We start from the raw sequence: 23,774 nt of genomic DNA, 5'->3' as shown, positions 1-23,774 counted from the left end.
CTCTCTGTCCGACCCGTCCACACATGATCAGCCAGCAGCCGCTGCAACCCCAGGGAGCGATGTGTCCCGCCGTCTCTTCACTTCGGAGTCCGTGACCGAGGGTCACCCCGACAAGATCGCCGACCAGATCAGCGACACCATCCTCGACGCACTTCTGCAGGATGACCCGGCATCCCGGGTCGCCGTTGAGACCCTCATCACCACCGGTCAGGTCCATGTGGCCGGCGAGGTCACGACCCAGGCGTATGTGCCCATCGCTCAACTGGTACGCGACAAGATCCTGGAGATCGGTTACGACTCCTCGAAGAAGGGCTTCGACGGCGCCTCCTGCGGCGTGTCGCTGTCCATCGGCTCCCAGTCCCCGGACATCGCCCAGGGTGTCGACACGGCCTACGAGGCCCGGGTCGAGGGCGCTGCCGCGGAGCTCGACGAGCTGGACCGGCAGGGCGCGGGCGACCAGGGCCTGATGTTCGGGTACGCGTGCGACGAGACGCCCGAGCTGATGCCGCTGCCCATCCGGTTGGCCCACCGGCTCTCCCTGCGGCTGTCCGACGTCCGCAAGAACGGCACCATCCCGTACCTGCGCCCGGACGGAAAGACCCAGGTCACCATCGAGTACGACGGCGACAAGGCGGTCCGTCTCGACACCGTCGTGGTCTCCTCGCAGCACGCCAGCGACATCGACCTGGAGTCGCTGCTCACCCCCGATGTCCGCGAATTCGTCGTGGAGCCCGAGCTGCGTGCCCTGGTGGACGAGGGCATCAAACTCGACACCGACGGCTACCGCCTGCTGGTGAACCCGACCGGCCGCTTCGAGATCGGCGGCCCCATGGGTGACGCCGGTCTCACCGGCCGCAAGATCATCATCGACACCTACGGCGGCATGGCCCGCCACGGCGGCGGCGCCTTCTCCGGCAAGGACCCCTCCAAGGTCGACCGCTCCGCCGCCTACGCCATGCGCTGGGTCGCGAAGAACGTCGTAGCCGCCGGCCTCGCCACCCGCTGCGAGGTCCAGGTCGCCTACGCCATCGGCAAGGCCGAGCCGGTCGGTCTCTTCGTCGAGACCTTCGGCACGAACGCCGTGGACCCCGAGAAGATCGAGGCCGCCATCGGCGAGGTCTTCGACCTCCGCCCCGCAGCGATCATCCGCGACCTCGACCTGCTCCGTCCGATCTACGCCAAGACCGCTTCGTACGGCCACTTCGGTCGCGAGCTTCCCGAGTTCACCTGGGAGCGCACGGACCGCGTGGACGCCCTGCGGGCCGCCGCCGGGCTGTAGGCCTCCGGCGACCGAACGGGTCCCCCACTCCAAGATGAAGATCCGGTAGTCCACCTCGGACTGCCGGATCTTCGTTTCTGTTCGGGTGGCCGTCCTCGTGTTCGTCCGCGACCTTGTTGCGCCCTGATGGTGTCGGTGCTCGGTGGTAGGAATGCAGGTGTGAGCGGTGCGGACGGACAGGGGGGCGGTGGCGACGCAGGGCAGGTGCCGCCGGAGCAGCTGGCCCTGATCCGGGAGAGCGTGCGCAAGGCCGAAGTGCCACGGGCCAAGCCACGGACCTGGCGGGGCGCCGAGCTGGCCGACCAGCTGCCGGTGGCACGGGTCGTGGTCGACAAGGGCGTGCTGCACCTCGACCGGTACTTCGACTACGCGGTGCCCAAGGAACTCGCCGAGCAGGCGCAGCCAGGGGTGCGGGTACGTGTGCGCTTCGGCGCGGGGCGGCACCGGGTGCGCGGCGGGCGCCGGGAAGGCGGCGGGCTCGTCGACGGATTCCTCGTCGAGCGGGTGGCCGAGTCCGACTACCAGGGGCCGCTGGCCGCGCTCGCCCAGGTCGTGTCGCCGGAGCCGGTGCTCGGCCCGGAACTGCTGGGGCTCGCGCGGGCCGTCGCCGACCGTTATGCGGGGAGTCTCGCTGACGTGCTCCAGCTGGCCGTTCCGCCGCGCAGCGCCCGCGCGGAGTCCCGCCCCTCGCCCGAGCCGCTACCACCGCCCGCAGCGCCCGAGCCGGGCCCCTGGGCGTCCTACCGGCACGGCCCGGCCTTCTTGGACGCGCTCGCGACCGGGGGCGCCCCACGAGCCGTCTGGAACGCCCTGCCGGGCCCGCACTGGGCCGACGCCCTCGCGCGTGCCGTGGCCGCGACGCTCGCCTCGGGGCGGGGCGCCCTGGTGGTGGTCCCGGACGGGCGCGCCGTGGCCCGGGTGGACGCCGCCCTGACCGCGCTGATCGGCACGGGGCGGCATGCGGTGCTGGCCGCCGAGGCGGGCCCCGAGCGGCGCTACGGCGAGTGGCTCGCGGTGCGGCGGGGGTCCGTGCGCGCCGTGGTGGGGACCCGCGCCGCCATGTTCGCGCCGGTCAGGGCCTTGGGCCTGGTCGTCATCTGGGACGACGGCGACGACAGCCACAGCGAGCTGCACGCCCCCCAGCCGCATGCCCGCGAGGTGCTGCTGACCCGCGCGGCACAGCACGGCTGCGGGTTCCTGCTGGGCGCCTGGGGATGCACGGTGGAGGCCGCCCAGCTGGTGGCGAGCGGCTGGGCCAGGCCGTTGGTGGCCGACCGGGAGCGCGCCCGCCGCGCCGCGCCGCTGGTGCGCACCGTCCAGGACACCGACCTCGCCCGCGACGAGGCGGCCCGGGTGGCCCGGCTGCCCACCCTCGCCTGGCAGGTCGCCCGGGACGGTCTGACCCGGGGCCCGGTGCTGGTGCAGGTGCCCCGACGGGGGTACGTGCCGCGACTGGCCTGCGAGCGCTGCCGCACACCGGCCCGCTGCGTGCACTGTGCGGGTCCGCTGGAGGCGCAGCAGGGAAGTGGCCCCACGGGCGCGGGCGGGGGCGGTGGTGTCCCGCAGGCGGGGGCGCTGCGGTGCGGCTGGTGTGGGCGGGCTGAAGGTGCCTGGCACTGCCAGGAGTGTGGCGCGGTCCGGTTGCGCGCGCAGGTCGTCGGCGCGCGGCGCACGGCTGAGGAGCTGGGGCGGGCGTTTCCGACGGTGCCGGTGCGCACGTCGGGGCGTGAGCAGGTGCTGGACACGGTGCCCGACACGCCCGCGCTGGTCGTCAGCACCCCGGGTGCGGAGCCTGTCGCCGACGGCGGGTATGCGGCGGCGCTGCTGCTGGACGGCTGGGCCATGCTGGGCCGCCCCGACCTGCGGGCGGGCGAGGACGCGCTGCGCCGTTGGATCGCGGCCGGCGCGCTGGTGCGCGGCCAGGAGGCGGACGGCACGCTCGTGATCGTTGCCGAGGCCACCGCGGCCCCGGTGCAGGCGCTGGTGCGCTGGGACCCGGTCGGCTACGCGGTACGGGAGCGTGCGGAGCGCGCGGAGCTGGGTTTTCCGCCGGTGTCCCGGATGGCGTCGGTGACGGGCCCGATGGCGGCGGTGTCGGCGTTCCTCGCCGAGGTGGAGCTGCCGGCGGAGGCGGAGGTCCTCGGCCCGGTCCTGCTGCCGCCGACCGAACCGGGCCGGCCGCGCCGCACCGGCGCCCCGCCGCCGGGGGAGCAGTGGGAGCGTGCCCTGGTCCGGGTGCCGCAGGGCAGGGGTGCCGCACTGGCCGCCGCCCTGAAGTCGGCCCAGGTGGCCCGGCTGACGAAGACGGCCCGCACGGCGGCGGACACGGTACGGATCCGTGTTGATCCGCCGGACATCGGCTGAGGCGCCGGGTCGGCGTGCTCCTGCCAGGAGGTGCCGGGGTTCACGTCCACCGCCCGGCAAGCCGAGGAGCGCGCGGCGGCCGGCACCGGGAAGGAGCGGAGCGTTGGCGATCCGCGTTCACCCGCTCACCCGCTCACCGGGCCGGCATCCGTCACCGACCGCCTGACCATCCGGCCGACTGCCCGACTGCCCGACTGCCCGACTGCCCGACTGCCCGACTGCCCGACTGCCCGACTGCCCGACGGTCGACCACTTGGCTGGCTGGCCCGCCCGATCAGCCGTTTCGCGGGCCGGGGAAGACGCCGGGTCGGGCCTCGTCGCGCGTTCCGGGGTTGCCGGTGCCCGGGGTGCCCGTTCCGGGACCGCTGGGGCCGGGGAGGCCGGGCGGCCGGGTGCGGGCCGCGGGAACGGCCGGCAGACCGCTGCCCACGGGGAGCGGATGAGTGGCCGAGCCCGGGGTCTGGGTGCCGCGCTCGGCCTCGGCGGCGGCCTGGGCGGCCGTGGCCCTGCGGGCGCCGTAGCGGCGGTGCACGGCCTGCTTCGTCACCCCCAGCGCCGATCCGACCGCGTCCCACGAGAAACCGAGCGAGCGGTCGAAGTCCACGGCGGCCGTGACCAGGGTCTCGACGCTGTCCCGCAGCTCCTGGGCGAGCCGGACGGTGGGGGCGGGGGCTCGTCCGTAGACGACGAATCCGGTGGCGGGACCCGAACGCCGTGGACGGTAGACGTTGCCCAACTGGGCGGTGAGCGTGCGCAGGGCGTCCACCTGGCGGCGCACCCGCTCGATGTCCCGCACCAGCAGATGAAGGCTGGCCCGGGCCTGGGCGTCGTGAGTTGCGTGGTCGGCCATGAACAAGCCTCTCAAAGCAGGCGTGGAAAAACGTGGGGCTAGGAGCAGGGCCGCCGGACGGCTCGCGGTCAACTCCGTCTTGACCAACGCGCCACCGCGTGAGTGGTCACGCTGTCGGCGCAAGACAGTGCGGTTCGGCTGGTCGGACCGACACGACCGGGTCGGCGGACCGGTGCGTCTCGCGGGCCGGACGTCCGCGGCCCGCGCGCAGGGGTGCGGCGTGCCGAGACGCCCAAGTTCCCGCAGGACGGCGCCCTCTAGACTGGTGCGCTGCTTCGGTGCTTCCCATCCGACCGACGCCCGCCCACGATCCCCGCCCGAGAGGCGACAGCCACTGATGAAGCTCGTCTTCGCCGGCACCCCCGAGGTCGCCGTTCCCGCTCTGGACGCCCTGATCGCTTCGGAACTGCACGAGGTGGCGGCGGTCGTCACCCGTCCCGACGCGCCCGCGGGGCGTGGCCGGAGGCTGGTGCCCAGCCCCGTCGCCGAGCGTGCCGAAGAGGCCGGGATCGAGGTGCTGAAGCCGCACAGGCCGCGTGACGAGGACTTCCTGGCGCGGCTGCGGGAGATCGGGCCGGACTGCTGCCCGGTCGTCGCCTACGGCGCCCTCCTGCCGCGGGTCGCGCTGGACGTTCCCGTGCACGGCTGGGTCAATCTGCACTTCTCGCTGCTGCCCGCGTGGCGTGGCGCGGCACCCGTGCAGCACGCCGTCATGGCGGGCGACGACATCACCGGCGCGGCCACCTTCCTCATCGAGGAGGGCCTGGACTCCGGCCCGGTGTACGGCACCATCACCGAGCAGGTGAGGCCCACCGACACCAGCGGCGACCTGCTCACCCGGCTCTCGCTGGCCGGCGCCGGGCTGTTGGTGGCCACCATGGACGGCATCGAGGACGGCAGCCTGAAGCCGCTGCCCCAGCCCGGTGAGGGCATCAGCCTCGCACCGAAGGTCACCGTCGAGGACGCCCGGGTGGACTTCGACGCACCGGCACTGCGGGTGGACCGGGTGGTGCGCGGGTGCACGCCGGCGCCCGGCGCGTGGACCGTCTTCCGCGGCGAGCGGCTCAAGCTGGTGCAGGTCACCCCGGCACCGGACCGTACCGACCTCGCTCCGGGGGAGCTGGCGCCCGGCAAACAACACGTGTACGCGGGCACCGGCTCGCACGCGGTGGAACTGCTGTGGGTGCAGGCGCAGGGCAAGAAGCCGATGCGCGGTGCCGACTGGGCCCGCGGGGTGCGCATCGCCCCCGGCGAGCGGCTCGGCACCGGCGACGTAGGCTGAACGCGGCCACCGGGAGAACGCAGCCACCGGCCGCTCGCCCGCGCTCCCCCCACTGCCCGAGGGGCCCACTGCCGTGAAGGGCATGGGTGGCACCCCGTGACGGCCGTGGGCGGCACCCGGAGCACCCCAAGCCGCACAAGCAGAGCACCCCGAGCAGCACCCCAAGCAGCGGAGCACCTTTGAACGACCAGCCACGCCGGCGCCCCCACACCGCGCGCCCGTCCTCGAAGCCGTACCGCCGTCCGAAGAAGGACCCCGTACGGATCCTCGCCTTCGAGGCGCTGCGGGCCGTCGACGAGCGGGACGCGTACGCGAACCTCGTGCTGCCCCCGCTGCTGCGCAGGGCGCGCGAGAAGGGCGATCTGGACGGGCGGGACGCGGCCCTCGCCACCGAACTGGTCTACGGCACGCTGCGCCGGCAGGGCACCTACGACGCGATCATCGCGGACTGCATCGACCGGCCGCTGCGCGAGGTCGACCCGCCGGTGCTCGACGTCCTCTCGCTCGGCGTCCACCAGCTGCTCAGCACCCGCATCCCCACCCATGCCGCGGTCTCCGCCTCCGTGGAGCTGGCACGCGTGGTGCTCGGCGACGGGCGCGCCAAGTTCGTCAACGCCGTGCTGCGCAAGGTCGCCCAGGACGACCTGGCGGGCTGGCTCCAGCGGGTGGCGCCCCCGTACGAGGACGATCCCGAGGAGCACCTCGCGGTCGTGCACGCCCACCCCCGGTGGGTGGTCTCGGCCCTGTGGGACGCGCTCGGTGGCCCTCGTGCGGGCATCGAGGAACTCCTCGAAGCCGACAACGAACGGCCCGAGGTGACGCTCGTCGCCCGCCCCGGGCGGGCCACCACGCAGGAACTGCTGGCACCCGACGAGCAGGCGGCGCAGCCGGGCCGCTGGTCGCCGTACGCCGTCCGGCTCACCGAAGGCGGCGATCCGGGCGCGCTGGACGCGGTCCGTGAGGGGCGCGCCGGCGTCCAGGACGAGGGCAGCCAGCTGGTGGCGCTGGCCCTGGCGGCGGCGCCGCTGGAAGGACCTGACCGGCGCTGGCTGGACGGTTGCGCGGGCCCCGGCGGCAAGGCCGGCCTGCTCGCGGCGCTGGCCGCGGAACGCGGTGCCGCCCTGGTCGCCGCCGAGCGGCAGCCGCACCGCGCCGGCCTGGTGGCACGGGCGCTGGCCGGCAACCCCGGCCCGTACCAGGTGGTCACCGCCGACACCACCCGCCCGCCGTGGCAGCCCGGCACGTTCGACCGCGTGCTGGTGGACGTGCCGTGCTCGGGCCTCGGCGCGCTGCGCCGCCGACCCGAGGCCCGCTGGCGCCGCCGCCCAGCGGACCTGGAGAGCTTCGCCCCCCTCCAGCGCGCCCTGCTGCGTACCGCACTGACGTCCGTACGCATCGGGGGCGTCGTCGCCTACGCGACCTGCTCACCCCACCTGGCCGAGACCCGGGCCGTGGTCGACGACGTCCTCAGGCACCACGCCACCGCCGAGCCCATCGACGCCCGCCCCTTCCTGCCCGAAGTCCCCTCCCTGGGCAACGGCCCCGACATCCAACTCTGGCCCCACCTCCACGGCACCGACGCGATGTACCTGTCCCTCCTACGCCGCACGTCCTAACCCCCGCCCCCGCCGCCCCGGCAGCGCGGTTGCGTCCGAAGGACGCGGTGGTGGTGGGGGGCGCGGGGAACTGCGCGACAAGCCACGACGGGTCCGTGGTCGTGGGCCACTGTCCTCAGGGGCTGCCTCGGCCGTGTCCACCCACCGGCAGGTGGTGGCGTGGCCCGCGCCGGCACGGGGTGGTTGCGTCCGAAGGACGCGGTGGTGGTGGGGGGTGCGGGGAACTGCGCGACAAGCCACGACGGGTCCGTGGTCGTGGGCCACTGTCCTCAGGGGCTGCCTCGGCCGTGTCCACCCACCGGCAGGTGGTGGCGTGGCCCGCGCCGGCACGGGGTGGTTGCGTCCGAAGGACGCGGTGGTGGTGGGGGGTGCGGGGAACTGCGCGACAAGCCACGACGGGTCCGTGGTCGTGGGCCACCGTCCTAAGGCGGCTGCCCCGGTCATGCCCCCCACCGGCAGGTGGTGGCGTGGCCCGCGCCGGCACGGGGTGGTTGCGTCCGAAGGACACGGTGGTGGGGGGCGCGGGGAACTGCGCGACAAGCCACGACGAGTCCGTTGCCGTGGGCCACCGTCCTCAGGGGGCTGCCCCAATCATGCCCCCACCGGCAGGTGGCGACCGCGCCCGCCCAGCCACGCCCCACCCGACGGCCGCACCCCGAGCCAGCAGCCCCGACGCCAGCCCGGCCCCCCCCAGCCGGGACCGCCGCCAAGCAGGCGGTCACGGCATGGCAGGCTTGAGCCATGGACGCCCCGCAGATCAACCCCAGCATTCTGTCCGCCGACTTCGCGCGCCTCGCCGACGAGGCGCGCGCCGTGCAGGGTGCCGACTGGCTTCACGTCGACGTGATGGACAACCATTTCGTGCCCAACCTGACCCTGGGCGTCCCCATCGTGGAATCGCTGGCCCGGGCCACGGACACCCCCCTCGACTGCCACCTGATGATCGAGGACGCCGACCGCTGGGCGCCGCAGTACGTCGAGGCGGGCGCATCCTCCGTCACCTTCCACGTGGAGGCGGCCGCCGCGCCCGTGCGCCTGGCGCGCGAGATCCGTGCCAAGGGCGCACGCGCCGCCATGGCGCTCAAGCCCGCCACACCCGTCGAGCCGTACGAGGACCTGTTCCCGGAGCTCGACATGCTGCTGATCATGACGGTGGAGCCGGGCTTCGGTGGCCAGGCCTTCCTGGACATCATGTTGCCGAAGATCCGCCGCGCCCGTCAGCTGATCGGCAAGCACGGGCTCGACCTGTGGCTCCAGGTGGACGGTGGTGTCTCGGCGAGCACCATTGAGCGGTGTGCGGAGGCCGGCGCCGACGTCTTCGTCGCAGGCTCTGCCGTCTACGGCGCGCAGGATCCGGCGGACGCGGTGCGGGCGCTGCGCGACCAGGCCGCCGGTGCGATGTCCACGGCATCCTGGGCATGTGGCCACTGAAGCGTACGGTGCGCACCGCGCACCGTGACGCGGCCACCTGGACAAGGGAACGTGAACGCCACACGTCAAGGCTGATCGACTGCTGCGGATCTGGAAGGATGAACGGCGAATCCAGGGTGTGAAGACGTTGAGAGCAGTTGTCAGCAGTAAGGAGATCGCCGTGTCCGGCATGTCGGCAGGGCGGCCGGCTCTGCGGATGGGACCCGCGGAGCTGGTACAGGCGGCGGCCATGGCCCGCCGTTTCTATCTCGAGGGCAAATCCAAGATCCAGATCGCCGAGGAGTTCGGTGTGAGCCGCTTCAAGGTGGCGCGGGTCCTGGAGACCGCTCTCGAGCGTGATCTCGTACGGATCGAGATCAGGGTGCCCGCGGAACTCGACGCGGAGCGCTCCGACGCGCTGCGCGCCCGCTACGGCCTGCGGCACGCCGTGGTCGTCGAGTCCCCGGCGGAAGCCGACGAGTCGCCCGACCCGGAGAACCTGGGCGAGGTCGCCGCCGACCTGATGGTGGAGCTGGTCACCGAGGGCGATGTGCTGGGCCTGGCCTGGGGCAGGTCGACCATTCACATGGCCGCGGCGCTGGACCGGCTGCCGCCGTGCACCGTCGTGCAGCTCACCGGGGTCTACGACGCGGGGACCGCGGAGCGCGGCTCCGTGGAGGCCGTGCGCCGTGCCGCGCAGGTCTCCGGCGGCGAGGCCCACCCCATCTACGCGCCGATGCTGCTGCCCGACTCGGCCACCGCCGACGCGCTGCGGCACCAGACGGGCATCGCCCGCGCCTTCGAGTACTTCGACAAGGTGACCGTCGCCTGCGTGTCGATCGGTTCCTGGGAGGCCGGCATCTCGACCGTGCACGACATGCTCAGCGAGGAGGAGCGCGCCCACTACGCCTCACTCGGGGTCGCGGCGGAGATGTCGGCCCACCTCTTCGACGCCCAGGGCCGCCGGGTCGGCCGGGACCTGGGTGAGCGGTGCATCACGGTGGAGGCGGACCGGCTGCGGCGCATCCCCGAAGTGGTCGCCATCGCGGGCGGCCACCGCAAGGGTGCCGCCATCGACGCGGTGCTCCGCTCCGGCCTGGTCACCAGCCTCGTCACGGACACCACGGCGGCGGACTATCTGATGACCACCGGCGAGGTGCCGCAGCCCGCGCTGGACCGCACGGACCCGGACAGCGACGCCGCCTGACCCCGCACACCCCGGGCGGTACATCACGCCGCCTCGGGGTGGGCAGGTGCCGACAGCCAGCCAGCCAGCCACGGACGACGGACGAGGCTGTCACGACACCGACACCGACACCGACGACGGACGACGGACGACGGACGAGATGATGCACAGATGACCGACGTGGCGTTCACCCCGGTTCTCGAGGCGGTCCGGGCCACCGGCTGGACCAGTACCGTTCTGGACCTCGACGCGGTCACCGGCAAGGCCGCCTTCCTGGACCGGTGTGCCCGCGCCCTGGAACTACCCGACTGGTTCGGGCACAACTGGGACGCCCTCGCCGACTGCCTGCGGGACCTGTCCTGGCTCCCCGTGGCACGCGGACGGCTCCTGCTGGTCTCCGGCTGGCAGGCGTACGCCGCGGCACGGCCCGACGAGTGGGCCACCGCCCAGCAGGTGTTCGCGGAGGCGGAGGCCTACTGGAACGGGCGTGCCGAGGGGTTCGCGGTGCTGCTCACGGTGGCGGGCGGGCCCGCTTAGAGCTCGCCGCTGCTCCCGGCCGGGCCGCGGCCACGGCGGGTGCCGGTGGCCACGACCCGGGTCGGACGAGACATGTGGTGCACGGTGCGGTTCCGAGCGTCTCCCGTCAGGGGTTCTGCGTGATCAGGTGCGCCTTGAAGCCCTCGCCGTAGCTCGACGTCGGGGTGCCGCTCCAGTCGTCGATGAGCACGTTGCCGCCACTGCACCCCCACGGGTTCCAGGTCCAGGCGGTGTAGCCGACCCCGTTGGTGTCCGCCCAGTCCGTCACCTTGTCGATGTAGTCGTGGGCGCAGCTGTCCTGGCCGATCTCACCGGCCTGCACCGGCACCTGCGCCCCGACCGTGCCGATGGTGCTGTCCCAGCACGAGGCGGTCACACAGGCGTTGAAGTTGTACGAGTGCCAGGAGGCCATCACGTTGCCGGCGGGGTCGTCGGGCTGGTAGGCCAGCCACTGGCTGAGGTCGTTGGTCCAGGTCAGACCGCCCACCATGATCACGTTGGTGGCGCCGGTGGCGCGTACCGTGTCGACCAGGGTCTGCATGCCGGCCACCTGGTAGTCGATGCCGGTGCACGTGCCGCCGTCCCGCAGGCAGGTCCATGCCTCGGTGGCATCGGCCCAGTTGTTGGCCGCGTCCGGGTACGGCTCGTTGAACAGGTCGAAGACGACCGCGTCGTTCCCCCGGAACATGCCAGCCACCTGGGACCAGAAGTCCGGCGTGTACTGCATGTCCGGCATCGGCTTCTGGCAGGTGGCCTTGACGTCCGAACAGCCCGCGCCGTTGCCGGTGTACTGGCCGTAGGTCCAGTGCAGATCGAGGATGACGTTCATGCCGTTGGACACCAGCAGGTCCACGTAGTCGTGGACCGCCTGCTGGTAGGCCGTGCCGCTGGTGTCGGACGACGGGGCGTCCGAGGTGCCCAGCCAGCACTCCTCGTTCAACGGAATCCGGACCGTGTTGATGTGCCAGGGCTTCATCGCCTCGACGGCGGCCTGGTCCACCGGTCCGTCGAAGATCTCCTTGCCCTGCATGCAGCCGAACTCGCCACCGGACCGGTTAACTCCCAGCAGGCGGGTGGTGGCGTTCGCCGAGGTGACCAGATGGTTGCCCGACACCTTCAGCGCGGGCGCAGCGGTGACGGCCTCGGCCCGCTGGGACGCCGCCCCGGACAGCGGCGAACCGGCCGCCGTGGCCGGTAGTGCCGCCCCGATCGCCCAGCTCAGCAGCAGTACTCCGACGGTGCTCAAGGCCGTTAAGGCCTTTCGATGATTCATCGCGTCTCCATCGCGTTGACTCGTGATCATGGGCCCGCCCCGGGATGTACTGGCGGGCACAGTGCCGGACTTAACCGTTTAAGTCAAGGGGTCGCGTCATCGGGGTGGAGAGGTGGTTCGGATCGGCGGGAAGGTGGTGGGGGCGGCGGGGCGGTGCCGAGCGCCCCCGATCCGGGGGTTGCCGGCGGCCTGGAGCGGTGAAATTTCCCGGGACTGGTGATTCGCCCGGACCTTCATGTTCGGGTAATGTCTTGATGTAAGGCAGGTTTTCTGCCCCGACACCGGCAGGAGAGCCCCCGTACCTCAGAAGGACCAGGGAACACGGGGGCTTCTTTCTGTGTCCTTGCGGGATGACCTGCGCCGTTTCGCTTGAAAAATGTGAGACTTATGCATTTCCTGGAGCCCGGCACCGGTCGCTACGTATCGTCGCCTCCGGTTTCCTACGACCTGACGTACGACGACGTCTTCATGGTGCCCGGCCGCTCCGCCGTCGCCTCGCGCCAGGACGTGGACCTGGCGGCGCCGGATGGCACCGGCACCACGATTCCGCTGGTCGTCGCCAATATGACCGCGGTCGCCGGCCGCCGGATGGCCGAGACGGTGGCCCGTCGCGGCGGTCTCGTCGTCATCCCGCAGGACATCCCGATCGAGGTGGTCGCCGATGTCACCGCCTGGATCAAGCAGCGCCACCACGTGCTGGACACCCCCATCGTGCTGGCCCCGACCCAGACCGTCGCCGACGCCCTGGCCCTGCTGTCCAAGCGCTCCCACAACGCGGGCGTCGTCGTCGACGAGGACCACCGCCCGCTCGGCGTGGTCACCGACGCCGACCTGAGCGGCGTCGACCGTTTCACCCAGCTGTCCGAAGTGATGTCCCGGGACCTGCTGTTGGTGGAGGCCGACGTCGACCCCCGTGCGGCCTTCAACCGGCTGGACGCGGCCAACCGCCGCTACGCGCCCGCCGTCGACGTGGACGGCCGGCTCGTCGGCATCCTCACCCGCAAGGGCGCCCTGCGTGCCACGCTCTACACGCCCGCCACCGACGCCGGTGGCGCGCTGCGCATCGCCGCGGCCGTCGGGATCAACGGCGATGTCGCGGGCAAGGCCAAGCAACTCCTGGACGCCGGTATCGACACCCTCGTGGTGGACACCGCCCACGGCCACCAGGAGTCGATGCTCGGTGCGCTGCGGGCGGTGCGCGCACTCGACCCGCAGGTGCCCGTCGTCGCGGGTAACGTGGTCGCCGCGGCCGGTGTCCGCGATCTCATCGAGGCCGGTGCGGACATCGTCAAGGTGGGCGTCGGCCCCGGCGCCATGTGCACCACGCGCATGATGACCGGGGTGGGCCGGCCGCAGTTCTCCGCCGTGCTGGAGTGTGCGGCCGAGGCCGCGAAGTACGGCAAGCACGTCTGGGCCGACGGCGGGGTGCGGCACCCGCGCGACGTCGCCATGGCGCTCGCCGCCGGAGCCTCGAACGTCATGATCGGCTCGTGGTTCGCCGGCACCCTCGAATCGCCCGGAGACCTCCAGCAGGACCCCAACGGTCGGCTGTACAAGGAGTCCTTCGGCATGGCGTCGGCACGTGCGGTGCGCAACCGCACGGCGGAGGAGTCGGCGTACGACCGCGCCCGCAAGGGCCTGTTCGAGGAGGGCATCTCCACCTCCCGGATGTACCTGGACCCCGAACGCCCCGGCGTGGAGGACCTGATCGACTCGATCATCGCGGGCGTCCGCTCGGCCTGCACCTACGCCGGGGCCGCGTCCCTGGCGGACTTCGCCGAGAAGGCCGTCGTGGGCATCCAGAGCGCCGCCGGCTATGCGGAGGGCCAGCCGCTGCACGCCAGCTGGACCTGACCGTGCGGCGACCGGCGTTGCCCGTCTGGGACAGTGCCTAGAGCGACACCGGTCGCCCACCGCGGCCTTGCAGGCGGATCGAGGCAAGCGTGCCGCAGACCAGCGCCGTCGCAAGGAGCGTGCCGCAGGCGGACGCCACGGTGTGCGGCTCACCGGCGAGGGCGGCGTGCAGCCCTTGCGCGGCCCAGTAGCCGGGGGAGAGCGGTGCGACGCCCGCGATCCAGTGCGGCAGGTCGCCGAGCGGGACCAGCGCGCCGCCGAGGCTGCTGAGCAGCATGCCGCCGATGTCGTACGCCGCCGACAGCGCACCCATGCTGCGGGCCAGCACGCCGAGCAGCGCGCCGAGGCTGAGCAGGGTGCAGCTCCAGCTGAGCAGGACGCCCAGCAGCATCAGCGGATGGTGGACGCCGAGTCCGAAGGCGCACACCCCGAAGCCGAGGACGAGAAGCTGCTGGACGAGCAGCACGGCGAAGACGGGAACGGCCTTGCCGGCGAGCAGCTCCGCAGGCCGGACGGGCGTGGCGCGCAGCCGGTCCCAGGTCCGCCCAAGCCGCTCGCTGAGGATGGCGTTGCCCGAGATGCTGAGCGCGAGCAGCGAGAAGGTGACCAGCGTGCCGACGACCGCCTGCTCCGTGCCCGCCGCACGGCCCTGTGCGGTCAGGTAGAGCGGGCGCAGCAAGGTCAGGAAGACCAGCGGCAGGACCATCCGGCTCAGCAGCGGACCGGGTTCGCGCCGCATCAGCAGCAGCGTGTGGCGTACGACGGCGCTCGTCCGTGCCGCGGAGTCATGCGACCACACCACCGGCCGTCACCTCCTCTTCGTTGGCCGTGGCCGCCAGGGAGCGGTAGAGGTCGTCCAGGCCGGGGCGGTGCACGTCGACGGAGACGGGGGTGCGGCCGGCGGCGATCAGGGCGGCCAGGTCGGCGCCGGGATCCCTCGTCGACACCCGCAGCTCGCCCTCGGCCGGGTCGGCGAAGACGACCCTCAGCTCGCCGGGCAGGTGGTGGGTGAGCTCCTGCTGGGTACCGCGCGCGATGATCCGTCCGGCGTGTGCCAGCGCCAACGTGGCATCGAGATCGACCAGTTCCGGCAGGTAGTGCGTGGTGTAGAGGACCGCGGTGCCGGACGCTGCGCGGGCCTTGACGGCCGCCAGCAGGGCCGAGCGGGTCTCCGGGTCGGCGCCGGCGGTCGGCTCGTCCAACAGCAGCAACGGCGGTGACCCCACCATGGCGGTGGCCGCCTGCACCCGGCGGCGCTGCCCACCGGACAGCACGCCCACCGGCCGGTCCGCAAGCCCGGACAGCCGGAGCTCGTCCAGGACCCGGGTGATCTCCTGCTCCCGACGCCGCCCGCGCAGCCCGGCGAGCCGGGCGAACAGCCGTACGTTCTCCCGCACGGTGACGCCGTGGTACAGCGCCACCTCCTGCGGGGCCAGACCGAGGAGGCGCCGCGCGGCGTGCGGGGTGCGCAGCGCGTCGTGCCCGCCGACGGACACCCGGCCCGCGTCGGGGCGTACGAGACCACTGACGGTCTCGACGAAGGTGGTCTTGCCGGCGCCGTTGTGGCCGATCAGGCCGACGATCTCACCGGGGGCGACCTCCAGGTCGAAGCCGTCCAGCGCGACATGTCGGCCGTAGCGCTTCACCAGACCCGCTGTGTTGAGCATCCCGCCTCCCTGCGGAAATCGTGAGGCAGCCGCACGGCGCTCGCACGCCGCGGCTCGCGCCCCGGCCACGTGGCCAGGAGAGCCCGTCCACCCGGCCGCACGCAACGCCTCCCTTGTCTACGCCGTATACGTCTACACTGTAGACGCATGGGTGGCAGACGGGAAGAGATCCTGGACGCGGCGCTGGCGATCGCGGACGAGCGTGGCCTGGACGCGGTCTCGATGCGTGCGGTGGCCGAGCGCGTCGGGGTGACACCGATGGCGCTTTATCGACATGTGAACGACAAGGCCGCACTGCTGGACGGCCTGGTCGGGCGGCTGCTGGCCACCCTGCTGCCGCCGGACACCGGCCGGGAGCAGCCCTGGGACCGACGACTCGTCGCCCTTGCCCGGGCATGTCGGGAGACGACGCAACGTCATCCCTGGGCGGCGCACCTGCTGTTCTCGCGGCCCGCCGTCACGCCCGAAGCGGTGCGTGCCGTGGACGTCATCTACTGCGCGCTCATCGAGGCCGGGGTGCCGGACCGTGAAGTACCCCGACTGGAGCGTCTCACCAGCACGTTCGTGATCGGATACGCCCTCTCCGAGGCGTCCGGCCGCTTCGCCCCCGGCACGCTCGACCCGCGTGGCCGCCGTGCCCGGTTGCCGGCCGAGGAACTTCCCGGCCACCACAGGCTGGCGCACTGGCTGGATCGGTCCGTCGATTTCGGCGCCGAGTTCGAGGCCGATCTCGACGACCTCCTGCGGCTGGTCGAAGCGGCGGCCAGGAGGCGTGACTGAGCGACCCGTGCGCGCGGTGCGGTCGAGCCGGGTCAGTCGGCGGGCGCCGGCGCCGGCACGGGCGGGTGCCGGTGGGGGAGGGGGAGCGGCGTCAGCAGCATGCGGCCGATCAGTCCCACGGCCGCGTCCAGCCGCCCGGCGAGATCGTCGGCCAGTGCGGGGGTGTGCCGCAGCGCCCAGAGTGCACGCGCCGCCGACCAGGCGCCGTCCCGGGCCCGTTCCAGGCTCCAGCAACCCAGCAGATGCGTCAGCGGGTCGGCGACCTGGAGCAGGTCGGGGCCCGGCATGACCTCTTCGCGGATGCGCTCTTCCAGGGTGACCAGGAGGTCCCCGACCCGGTCGAACTCGTCCTCCAACTCATCCGGGGTGCAGTCCAGCGCCTGGCAGGCGTCGACCACGGCCAGCCCGAGGTCGTGGCCGATGTGCGCGTTGATGCCCGCGAGCGCGAACTGGAGCGGGTGGATGCCGGGGCGGTGGCGGTACCGGAACAGCGGTCGCCAGCAGGCGGGCGGGCGCTGGTCTGCCGCGTCGGCGGCGATGGCCGCGAGATAGCGCCCGGCGAAGCAGACGTCGAGTGTGACGGCGTCGGCCCGGTCGCCGAGCCGGCCCTTCTCGACGCGCTGGGCGACGGCCTCGGTGACGGAGAGATAGACGCGGTTGAAGACCGCTACCCCGTCGTCGGGCGGCCAGCCCGTGGACAGCGCGCGCAGCCGCGCGATCACCTCGCCGATGCCCTGTTCGTGGGCCGTGGACTGCTCCGGGTACGCCATGCGGGTCAGCGTCCCAGCATGCCGGGGAGCGTGCGGCGCACTGGTGCGGACTTCGCCGGAACGGGGGAAGGCGGTCGCCCGGCGCGCGGAGGTGCGCAGGGTGGTGCGGTGCCGGTGGGCCAACGCTCGGGAGCGGTCGACCCGTTGCTCACCGCACTCATCCATGAATCGATGCACGGCCATTGTCACGTGAATCAGGCCCCTTTACGCTCGCACGGTCCAATTCATGAATGATGTTCACGGACATGACCATCTGGTGAGCGGGTGGCGCTGTCCGTGCCCACCGTCATCAGGCTTGAAGGAGACCTCGATGAGCGGAAGATCCCCCCGGCGTCCGGCTGCCGGCATCGCGGCGGCGACCGCGGTCGCGCTCGCTGCCCTGCTCCTGCCGATGTCGTCGTCCGCCGCCGCGCACGACCGCCAGGCCGCCCCAGCGGCGACCGTCCCGCACACCGCCGTGCTGGACGGCGCCCGCCTTCAGCAGACCAGAATCCGGCTCGCGCACGGTGATCCCGCGCTCCGGCGCGCCCTCGACGACCTGACCGCACGCGCCGACGGCTGGCTCGACCAAGGCCCCTGGACCGTGGTCGACAAGCCGGAGCCGGCGCCCGGCGGCGACCCGCACGACTACCTCAGCCAGGCCCCGTACTGGTGGCCCTCCCAGCCGAAGACCGACGACAACCCGCACGGTTGCCCGTACGTCCAACGCGACGGCGAGCGCAATCCCGAGGTGGACACCGGTACCGACCGGCCCGACGTCGGCAAGGTGTTCGACTCGGCGTACACGCTGAGCCTCGCCTGGTACTACACGGGCAAGCCCGCTTATGCGGAGCATGCCGCGGACATCCTGCGCACCTGGTTCCTCGATCCGGACACCCGGATGAACCCGAACCTGAACCACGCGCAGTTCATCCCGTGCAAGTACGACGGCCGGTCCATCGGCATCATCGACTTCTCGCAGGAGTACACGAGCGTGGTGGACGCCGTCGCCCTGCTCGCCACCGGAGCGCCCGGCTGGACGAAGGACGACGCGACGGCGATGTCGGGCTGGCACAAGGACTTCCTGAACTGGCTCGTCACCAGCGACTTCGGCAAGGAGGAGGGCGCGGCAGAGAACAACCACGGCACCTTCTACGACATGCAGGTGGCCGCCCTCGCCTACGCCACCGGGGACAGGGAACTGGCCCGCACCACGGTGCTCGACGCGCGCACCAAGCGCATCGACGCGCAGATCGCCGGGGACGGCAGCCAACCGCAGGAACTGGCCAGGACGCGCAGCTGGCACTACTCGACCTTCGACCTGGTCGCGTACACCCGGCTCGCCCAGATCGGCCAGCACGTCGGTGTCGACCTGTGGCACTACCAGGGCCCGGACGGCCAGAGCCTGTTGAAGGCGGTCGACTTCCTCCTGCCCGCAGCCACCGCCGCACAGCCGTGGTCCTACCCCGAGCTGGAGTTCTACCGGTACGCGGCCAGCGACATCGTGCACGCGGCAGCGGACGCCGGGGACACCGCGGCCCAGGCCGCGGTACCCGACCTCCAGTCCCCACCCGGAGGCGACCTGTGGCCCCTCAGGCCGGCCCCGGAACAACTGGACTCCATCGCCGGCTGACCCGGCCACCGGAAAACCGGTCGGGCGCCGAAGGCACCCGCCAAGGGGCGCGGGGAACTGCGCGCCCAGCCCAGAACGGGCCGTCAGTTCACCACCGTCCCAAGGAGGCATTTCCATCGGATTCAGGCCACCGGCCTGACCGCAGTGGTGCGCGCCCCGTCAGGGGCGCAGGCACACCCCGTCACCCACGAGGCTCCGCAGCCGCCGCCCCGGTCGCGACCGTGGCGGCCCGGCCGGAGTCCGTCCGCATCACCCTCGCCCCCGCGATCAGGCCGCACGCGAGCAGCGTGACCAGACCGAAGGACACCACCAGGTTGGTGGTCTGGGCGATGGCGCCGATCGCTGACGGGGCGACGAGCCCGGATGCGTACATGATGGTGGCGACGCCGGCGATCGCCTGGCTCGGGTTGGTTCCGCTGCGCCCCGCCGCCGCGAAGACCAGCGGCACGATCACCGCGATACCCAGCCCGGTCAGCCCGAAGCCGACCATGGCGACCGCAGGGTGCGGCGCCAGCACCACGAGCACCCCACCGACCGTGGCGCACAGCCCGCCGCCGCGGGTCGCCCGCACCGGTCCGAACCGGTTCACCAGCCGGTCCCCGGAGAGTCGCGCCACCGCCATGGTGAGCGTGAAGCCGGTGGTCGACGCGGCGGCGACCGAGGCGGTGGTGCCGAGGTGGCTGTGCAGGTAGACCGCGGACCAGTCCAGGCTGGCGCCCTCGGCGAACACCGCGCAGAAGCCGATCGCCCCGATCAGCAGCGCGGACCGCGGCGGCAGCGCGAACCGCGGCGGGGGCTCCTCCTCCGGTTCGGGGTGCAGATCGAGCACCCACCGGCAGGCGGTCACGCCGATCAGCGTGAGGAGGCAGGCCGTCAGCACGTGGTGCAGCCGGGCGTCGGTGCCCAGGTGCGCGGCGAGGGTGCCGCCCAGCGAGCCGAGCAGGGCGCCGGCGCTCCACATGCCGTGCAGCCCCGACATGATCGACTTGTCCAGCCGGTTCTCGACCTCCACGCCGAGCGCGTTCATCGCGACATCGGCCATGCCCAGGGTCGAACCGTAGATGAAGAGCGCCGCGCAGAGCGTGGGCAGGTTCGGTGCGAGCGAGGGCAGGGTCAGGCCGATCAGCCACAGCGACAGCAGGCCGCGCAGGGCCGCGCGGGTGCCGAAGCGGTGGGACAGCCAGCCGGCGCACGGCATGGTCAGGGAGGCACCGATGGCCGGGAAGGCCAGCGCGAGCCCCAGCCCGCCCGGGCTCACCGAAGCATGGTCCTGGATCCACGGCACCCGGGTGGCGAACGAGCCGGTGATCGCACCGTGCATGCAGAACACCACGGCCACGGCGTACCGCGCGTGCCGTACGCTCCGTGCGTCATGGGCCGCCCGAGCACCCGTGTCACTCATGTCCCGACCCTTCTGCCTCTGCCCTGCGCCCTGCTTCTGCTCTGCCTCTGATCTGCGGCCGTCCGGCGCGTGGGCCGTGTGCGAACTGATCAAACCTGCGGGGGCGTTGCCTCGTCACCCGCGGGTTCTTCCCTGCGTGTCGGCCCGGGGCGCTAAACTATCAGGAACCCTGCCTGATAAATAGTGCACCGACCGGGAGACGTGAGCGCCCGCGCCCGCGGTCCGTCATGGCGGACCGGTACGGTCGTCGCTCCGGCGAGGCAAGGCGGGGCGAACCCGCCTGAAGGGATCCGACATGCCCGCATCACCGAGCACGGCACGGGCGATCAACGACCGGCTGGCGCTACGCCTGTTGGAGCGTGAAGGCCCGCTGACCGCTGGACAGCTCAAGCAGCTCACCGGACTCTCCCGGCCCACCGTCGCCGACCTGGTCGAGCGCCTCCAGGACGGCGGACTGATCACGGTCGTCGGCGAGGCCGGTGCACGCCGCCGCGGCCCGAACGCCCGGCTCTACGGCATCGTGGCCGACCGCGCGCACCTCGCCGCCGTCGACGTGCGGACCCAGGGCGTCACCGTCGTCGTGAGCGACCTGCTGGGCGGCCGGCTGGCCGAGGCGTCCCTGCCGGTGCGCGCCGACAGCCGCACCGCGGCCGCGGTGGCCGGCGCCGTACGCCTCGTCGAGGACACCGCGGCGCGGGCCGGCGGCCGGCCGCTGCACTGCGTGGGCATCGGCGCACCCGGCCTCATCGACCCCGGCACCGGCGAACTGCGCCGCACCACGGGCCTGCCCGCATGGCACCGCCGTCTGGTCACGGCACTTCAGGAGCGCCTGCCCGCACGCGTCATCGTGGAGAACGAGACCAACCTCGCCGCCCTCGCAGAACAGCGCGCCGGCGCCGCCCGCGACCGTGACACCTTCGTGCTGTTCTGGCTGGGGCACGGCGTGGGCGCGGCCGTGGTGCTGGACGGCGCCCTGCGCCGCGGGGCGTCCGGCGGCGCCGGCGAGCTGGGTTTCCTGCCGGTGCCGGGCACCGCCGGGTTGCCGTCGGCCTCGGGCTGCGACGACGGTTTCCACTCGCTGGCCTCGTCCGCGGCCATCGCCGACCTCGCCGCGCGGCACGGGCTGACGGCCGCCGAGGAGCCCCATGAGCCGCCCGCCGCCGCCCTGGTGCGGGGCGCCGTGGCCACCGGCGCCCATGACTTCCTCGACGAGCTGGCAGGCCGGCTCGCCCTCGGTGCCGCAGCGGTGTCCGCGGTCCTCGACCCCGGCTGCGTCGTGCTCGGCGGCGAGGTCGGCCACGCGGGCGGCCCCGAACTCGCCGTCCGCGTCGCCGATCACCTGGGCCGTCTCTCGCCGCTGAGCACGGACGTGCGCGCGAGCGAGCTGGGCGGCGGCGCGGTGCTGCACGGCGCGCTGTTCACGGCACGCGAGGCGGCACAGGACGACCTGTTCCCTCGCCAGGGCGGGCCGGACGACGTGGGCGTGACACGGCCCGACGCAGGCGAGCGCAGACCGGTCGGCTGAGCGTACGGCGAACGGCAGCGGACGCGGGGGCGCACGCCGGTGCGCCGAAGCGTCCCGACTCACTCCTGGGTGCCGAACCGCCTTGCCAGATAGTCCTCGAACGTTGCCTCGCCCACGGCCTGCCGCGGCGCGAGATGGCCACCGTTGCGCATGCCCTGGTAGCCCTTGCCGAGGAGGGGCACCGAGACGACGGGGCGGCGGCGGCCGGTCGCCCGCAGGTAGGCGCGGGCGAGGGCGGGCAGGCCGAGCACCTCCGGTCCCGCCATGTCGGGCACCCGGCCGGCCGGTTCCCCGGTGGCCAGGTCGGCCAGCCGGTCGGCCACCTCAGCGACCTCGATCGGCTGGTCGCTCACCCCGGAGGGCAGCAGCATCACCGGAAGCTTGGCCGCCGCCTGGAGCAGGGTCACCACCAGGTCGTGGAACTGCGTGCTGCGCAGCACGGTCCACCCGATCCCGGACTCCTCGACGATGCGCTCGACGGCGAGCTTCGCGCGGTAGTAGCCGATCGGCACCCGGTCCACCCCGACGATCGAGATGTACACCAGATGGCCCACCCCGGCCGCCCGCATCGCCGCGACGAGACGGCGTGCCGCCTGTTCGTCCCCGCGCGGCCCGCTGGCGCAGTGCACCACGACGTCGGCACCGTCCAGCGCCGCGGCCAGGCCCGTTCCCTCGCGCAGGTCTACGGGGTACCGCGGGGAGTGCCGGCTGAGCACCCGTACGTCGTGGCCCCGCTCCGCAAGGCGCCGGGTGACCGGTCTGCCGAGCGTTCCGGTGCCGCCCGTCACCACGATCGTGGTCATCGCCTTCTCCAACCCCCTTCGAACGAACCGGCGTTGCCGGAGGGCCGCCCGGACCCTCACGGCGCCGACTCCCGGTCTCCTCATCCCAAGACCGGCGAGCGGCCGTGGATGTGACAGCCGGCCCGGACCTGTAGGGGACCCGCGCAGCGGGGAGGGGGCACCCGGCGGCGTCAGAGGCGCTCGCCCGCCAGCTGGCGGGCCACGTAGGCCAGCTTGTCCGGGTTCACCACGGCCCGCATCTCGGCGATGACGTCGTCGCGCAGCTCGAACGTGGCGACCGCGATCAGCTGTGCGTCCTCCCGGATCAGCAGCCCGGGCGCGCCGTTGACCTCGGTGATCTGGAAGTCCATGCCGCCCGCGAACTTGATGGCACCGCCGGCGAGGAAGCGCACGACCTTGGTCCTCCCCTCGATCGGCCGGCGCCCCGCCCTGGCCTTGCCGCCCCCGTCGCCCGACCAGGTCACGTCCTTGGCCAGCAGCGTTTCGAGCCGGCTCAGGTCGCCGTCACGTGCCGCCGCGAGGAACGACTCGACCAGGGCGCGCAGCCGCTCCGGCTCGGCGCTGAAGCGTCGCTCGGGCGCGGCGACGTGCGCGGTGGCGCGGCGGTACAGCTGCCGTGCGTTGGCCTCGCTGAGGTCGAGCGTCTCGGCGACCTCCCGGTGGCTGTACGCGAACGCCTCCCGCAACACGTACACGGCGCGCTCCACCGGGGTGAGCCGCTCCAGCAGGAGCAGCAGCGCCGTGGAGACGGCGTCGCGCTGCTCGACGGACTCCAGGGGCCCGAGCGCGCCGTCCGCGGTGAGCACCGGCTCCGGCAGCCAGGGGCCGACATAACGCTCCCGCCGGGCGCGCGCAGAGGTGAGACGGTTCAGGCAGAGCCGGGTGAGCACCGTCGTCAGCCACGCAGCGGGCTGCTCGATGCCCTCACGCTCGGCGCCTGCCCCGCTGCCTGACGGGTGCGGGCGGTGCCCCCAGCGCAGATACGCATCCTGCACCGCGTCCTCCGCCTCGGCGGCGGAACCGAGCATGCGGTAGGCGAGGGAGAACAGCCGAGGCCGGTGGGTTTCGAACTCTTCCGCAAGCGCAGTGGTCACGCTGCCAGCGTGCCAGAGGAGCCCGACAGCCGCGGCGGCGGGCGACGCCGCGTCACCGTCGCCGAGGGCCGCCGGCCGTCGCTGTGTCGCACGGGGCGCGGCCCTGGCCGTGGCACCAGGCACGACCGGGTGGTCTCGCGGTGCGCCGGGCTGCTCCGGGTGACTGTGAGTGAGCCCACAGGGGCGGTCCGGTTGGGTCGCGGTCGGACGTGGCAGACTGGGTGCGAACCACAAGCAGCGCACTCCGGGGTCGGTGAAAGTCCGAACCGGCGGTTATAGTCCGCGACCCGGTCGCCTCCAGCGACCGGTTGACCAGGTGAAATTCCTGGACCGACGGTGAAAGTCCGGATGGGAGGCAGTGCGCGGCGGGCGGGCGCTTACGTGCACGCCGCCAGTGGTCCGTGGCCCGTGCGACGGGTCGGGACCCGGCGTCGGCTGCGCAGGAAGGCCCTCGTCCGTTGATCTGTGTC

Annotated in this window: 19 protein-coding genes and 1 riboswitch; of the genes, 11 read left to right on the top strand and 8 right to left on the bottom strand. The window is 73.0% G+C overall.

The features are described from left to right. Positions 1 to 61: 61 nt before the first annotated feature. On the top strand, positions 62 to 1,279 hold the full coding sequence (gene metK, locus NQO67_RS34390) for a methionine adenosyltransferase (protein WP_255954323.1): 1,218 nt from the start codon (positions 62 to 64) through the stop codon (positions 1,277 to 1,279). A gap of 126 nt (positions 1,280 to 1,405) precedes the next feature. Next, a complete protein-coding gene (locus tag NQO67_RS34385) occupies positions 1,406 to 3,643 on the top strand; it encodes a primosomal protein N' (RefSeq protein ID WP_374119229.1) in 2,238 nt (745 codons plus the stop codon). Positions 3,644 to 3,917: 274 nt separating this feature from the next. On the opposite strand, the gene NQO67_RS34380 is transcribed toward NQO67_RS34385, so the two are convergent. Next, the gene (locus NQO67_RS34380) at positions 3,918 to 4,493 is read right to left on the bottom strand and encodes a hypothetical protein (RefSeq protein ID WP_255954321.1); all 576 of its coding nucleotides are present in this window, start codon (positions 4,491 to 4,493) and stop codon (positions 3,918 to 3,920) included. 337 nt (positions 4,494 to 4,830) lie between these two features. Here NQO67_RS34380 and fmt point away from each other — a divergent pair, with 337 nt between their 5' ends. The 5 genes from fmt to NQO67_RS34355 all read left to right on the top strand — a co-directional run bounded on the left by fmt (position 4,831) and on the right by NQO67_RS34355 (position 10,524). Further along, complete coding sequence (fmt, locus tag NQO67_RS34375; protein ID WP_255954320.1) at positions 4,831 to 5,775, top strand: methionyl-tRNA formyltransferase; 945 nt, start codon at positions 4,831 to 4,833, stop codon at positions 5,773 to 5,775. 179 nt (positions 5,776 to 5,954) lie between these two features. Then, positions 5,955 to 7,391 carry an RsmB/NOP family class I SAM-dependent RNA methyltransferase gene (locus tag NQO67_RS34370; RefSeq protein ID WP_255954318.1) on the top strand — a complete coding sequence of 479 codons (1,437 nt, stop codon included), beginning with the start codon at positions 5,955 to 5,957 and terminating at the stop codon, positions 7,389 to 7,391. A gap of 741 nt (positions 7,392 to 8,132) precedes the next feature. Continuing rightward, positions 8,133 to 8,822 (top strand): ribulose-phosphate 3-epimerase, encoded by a 690-nt coding sequence (rpe, locus tag NQO67_RS34365; protein ID WP_255954316.1) that lies wholly within the window; start codon positions 8,133 to 8,135, stop codon positions 8,820 to 8,822. A gap of 169 nt (positions 8,823 to 8,991) precedes the next feature. Further along, entirely contained in the window at positions 8,992 to 10,008 is a 1,017-nt protein-coding gene (locus NQO67_RS34360) for a sugar-binding transcriptional regulator (protein ID WP_255954392.1), read from the top strand. A gap of 150 nt (positions 10,009 to 10,158) precedes the next feature. Continuing rightward, positions 10,159 to 10,524 carry a barstar family protein gene (locus tag NQO67_RS34355; protein ID WP_255954315.1) on the top strand — a complete coding sequence of 122 codons (366 nt, stop codon included), beginning with the start codon at positions 10,159 to 10,161 and terminating at the stop codon, positions 10,522 to 10,524. Positions 10,525 to 10,630: 106 nt separating this feature from the next. On the opposite strand, the gene NQO67_RS34350 is transcribed toward NQO67_RS34355, so the two are convergent. Next, the gene (locus NQO67_RS34350; RefSeq protein ID WP_255954314.1) at positions 10,631 to 11,797 is read right to left on the bottom strand and encodes a glycoside hydrolase family 5 protein; all 1,167 of its coding nucleotides are present in this window, start codon (positions 11,795 to 11,797) and stop codon (positions 10,631 to 10,633) included. Positions 11,798 to 12,184: 387 nt separating this feature from the next. On the opposite strand from NQO67_RS34350, the gene NQO67_RS34345 reads away from it, so the two are divergent. Beyond that, complete coding sequence (locus tag NQO67_RS34345) at positions 12,185 to 13,651, top strand: GuaB1 family IMP dehydrogenase-related protein (RefSeq protein ID WP_255954313.1); 1,467 nt, start codon at positions 12,185 to 12,187, stop codon at positions 13,649 to 13,651. Between the two features lie 37 nt (positions 13,652 to 13,688). On the opposite strand, the gene NQO67_RS34340 is transcribed toward NQO67_RS34345, so the two are convergent. Both NQO67_RS34340 and NQO67_RS34335 read right to left on the bottom strand, forming a co-directional pair. Further along, positions 13,689 to 14,453, bottom strand: coding sequence for an ABC transporter permease (locus NQO67_RS34340; protein ID WP_255954312.1), 765 nt, complete (start codon positions 14,451 to 14,453; stop codon positions 13,689 to 13,691). Continuing rightward, positions 14,437 to 15,318, bottom strand: coding sequence for an ABC transporter ATP-binding protein (locus NQO67_RS34335; protein WP_255954311.1), 882 nt, complete (start codon positions 15,316 to 15,318; stop codon positions 14,437 to 14,439). The genes NQO67_RS34340 and NQO67_RS34335 overlap by 17 nt, the downstream gene beginning before the upstream one ends. 147 nt (positions 15,319 to 15,465) lie before the next feature. On the opposite strand from NQO67_RS34335, the gene NQO67_RS34330 reads away from it, so the two are divergent. Beyond that, positions 15,466 to 16,098, top strand: coding sequence for a TetR/AcrR family transcriptional regulator (locus NQO67_RS34330; protein WP_255954310.1), 633 nt, complete (start codon positions 15,466 to 15,468; stop codon positions 16,096 to 16,098). A 32-nt stretch (positions 16,099 to 16,130) separates the two neighbouring features. On the opposite strand, the gene NQO67_RS34325 is transcribed toward NQO67_RS34330, so the two are convergent. Next, positions 16,131 to 16,868, bottom strand: a complete 738-nt coding sequence (locus NQO67_RS34325; RefSeq protein WP_255954309.1) for a DUF5995 family protein — start codon at positions 16,866 to 16,868, stop codon at positions 16,131 to 16,133. A gap of 310 nt (positions 16,869 to 17,178) precedes the next feature. Here NQO67_RS34325 and NQO67_RS34320 point away from each other — a divergent pair, with 310 nt between their 5' ends. Beyond that, positions 17,179 to 18,480, top strand: a complete 1,302-nt coding sequence (locus NQO67_RS34320) for an alginate lyase family protein (protein ID WP_374119228.1) — start codon at positions 17,179 to 17,181, stop codon at positions 18,478 to 18,480. 181 nt (positions 18,481 to 18,661) lie between these two features. On the opposite strand, the gene NQO67_RS34315 is transcribed toward NQO67_RS34320, so the two are convergent. Then, entirely contained in the window at positions 18,662 to 19,882 is a 1,221-nt protein-coding gene (locus NQO67_RS34315) for an MFS transporter (RefSeq protein ID WP_255954308.1), read from the bottom strand. A gap of 295 nt (positions 19,883 to 20,177) precedes the next feature. On the opposite strand from NQO67_RS34315, the gene NQO67_RS34310 reads away from it, so the two are divergent. After that, positions 20,178 to 21,407 carry an ROK family transcriptional regulator gene (locus NQO67_RS34310; RefSeq protein WP_255954307.1) on the top strand — a complete coding sequence of 410 codons (1,230 nt, stop codon included), beginning with the start codon at positions 20,178 to 20,180 and terminating at the stop codon, positions 21,405 to 21,407. Positions 21,408 to 21,466: 59 nt separating this feature from the next. Here the strand turns inward: NQO67_RS34310 and NQO67_RS34305 are convergent, their stop codons facing one another. Both NQO67_RS34305 and NQO67_RS34300 read right to left on the bottom strand, forming a co-directional pair. Continuing rightward, a complete protein-coding gene (locus NQO67_RS34305; protein ID WP_255954306.1) occupies positions 21,467 to 22,210 on the bottom strand; it encodes an SDR family oxidoreductase in 744 nt (247 codons plus the stop codon). Positions 22,211 to 22,380: 170 nt separating this feature from the next. Beyond that, positions 22,381 to 23,304, bottom strand: a complete 924-nt coding sequence (locus NQO67_RS34300) for an RNA polymerase sigma-70 factor (RefSeq protein WP_255954305.1) — start codon at positions 23,302 to 23,304, stop codon at positions 22,381 to 22,383. Between the two features lie 235 nt (positions 23,305 to 23,539). Continuing rightward, positions 23,540 to 23,670: riboswitch (FMN riboswitch) on the top strand. Positions 23,671 to 23,774 lie beyond the last annotated feature (104 nt).

The sequence above is a fragment of the Streptomyces odontomachi genome, from assembly GCF_024435355.1.
GTDB classification, from domain to species: domain Bacteria; phylum Actinomycetota; class Actinomycetes; order Streptomycetales; family Streptomycetaceae; genus Streptomyces; species Streptomyces odontomachi.
The sequence above is the reverse complement of the archived record's forward strand: the minus strand, read 5'-3'. Positions and strand labels throughout refer to the sequence as shown.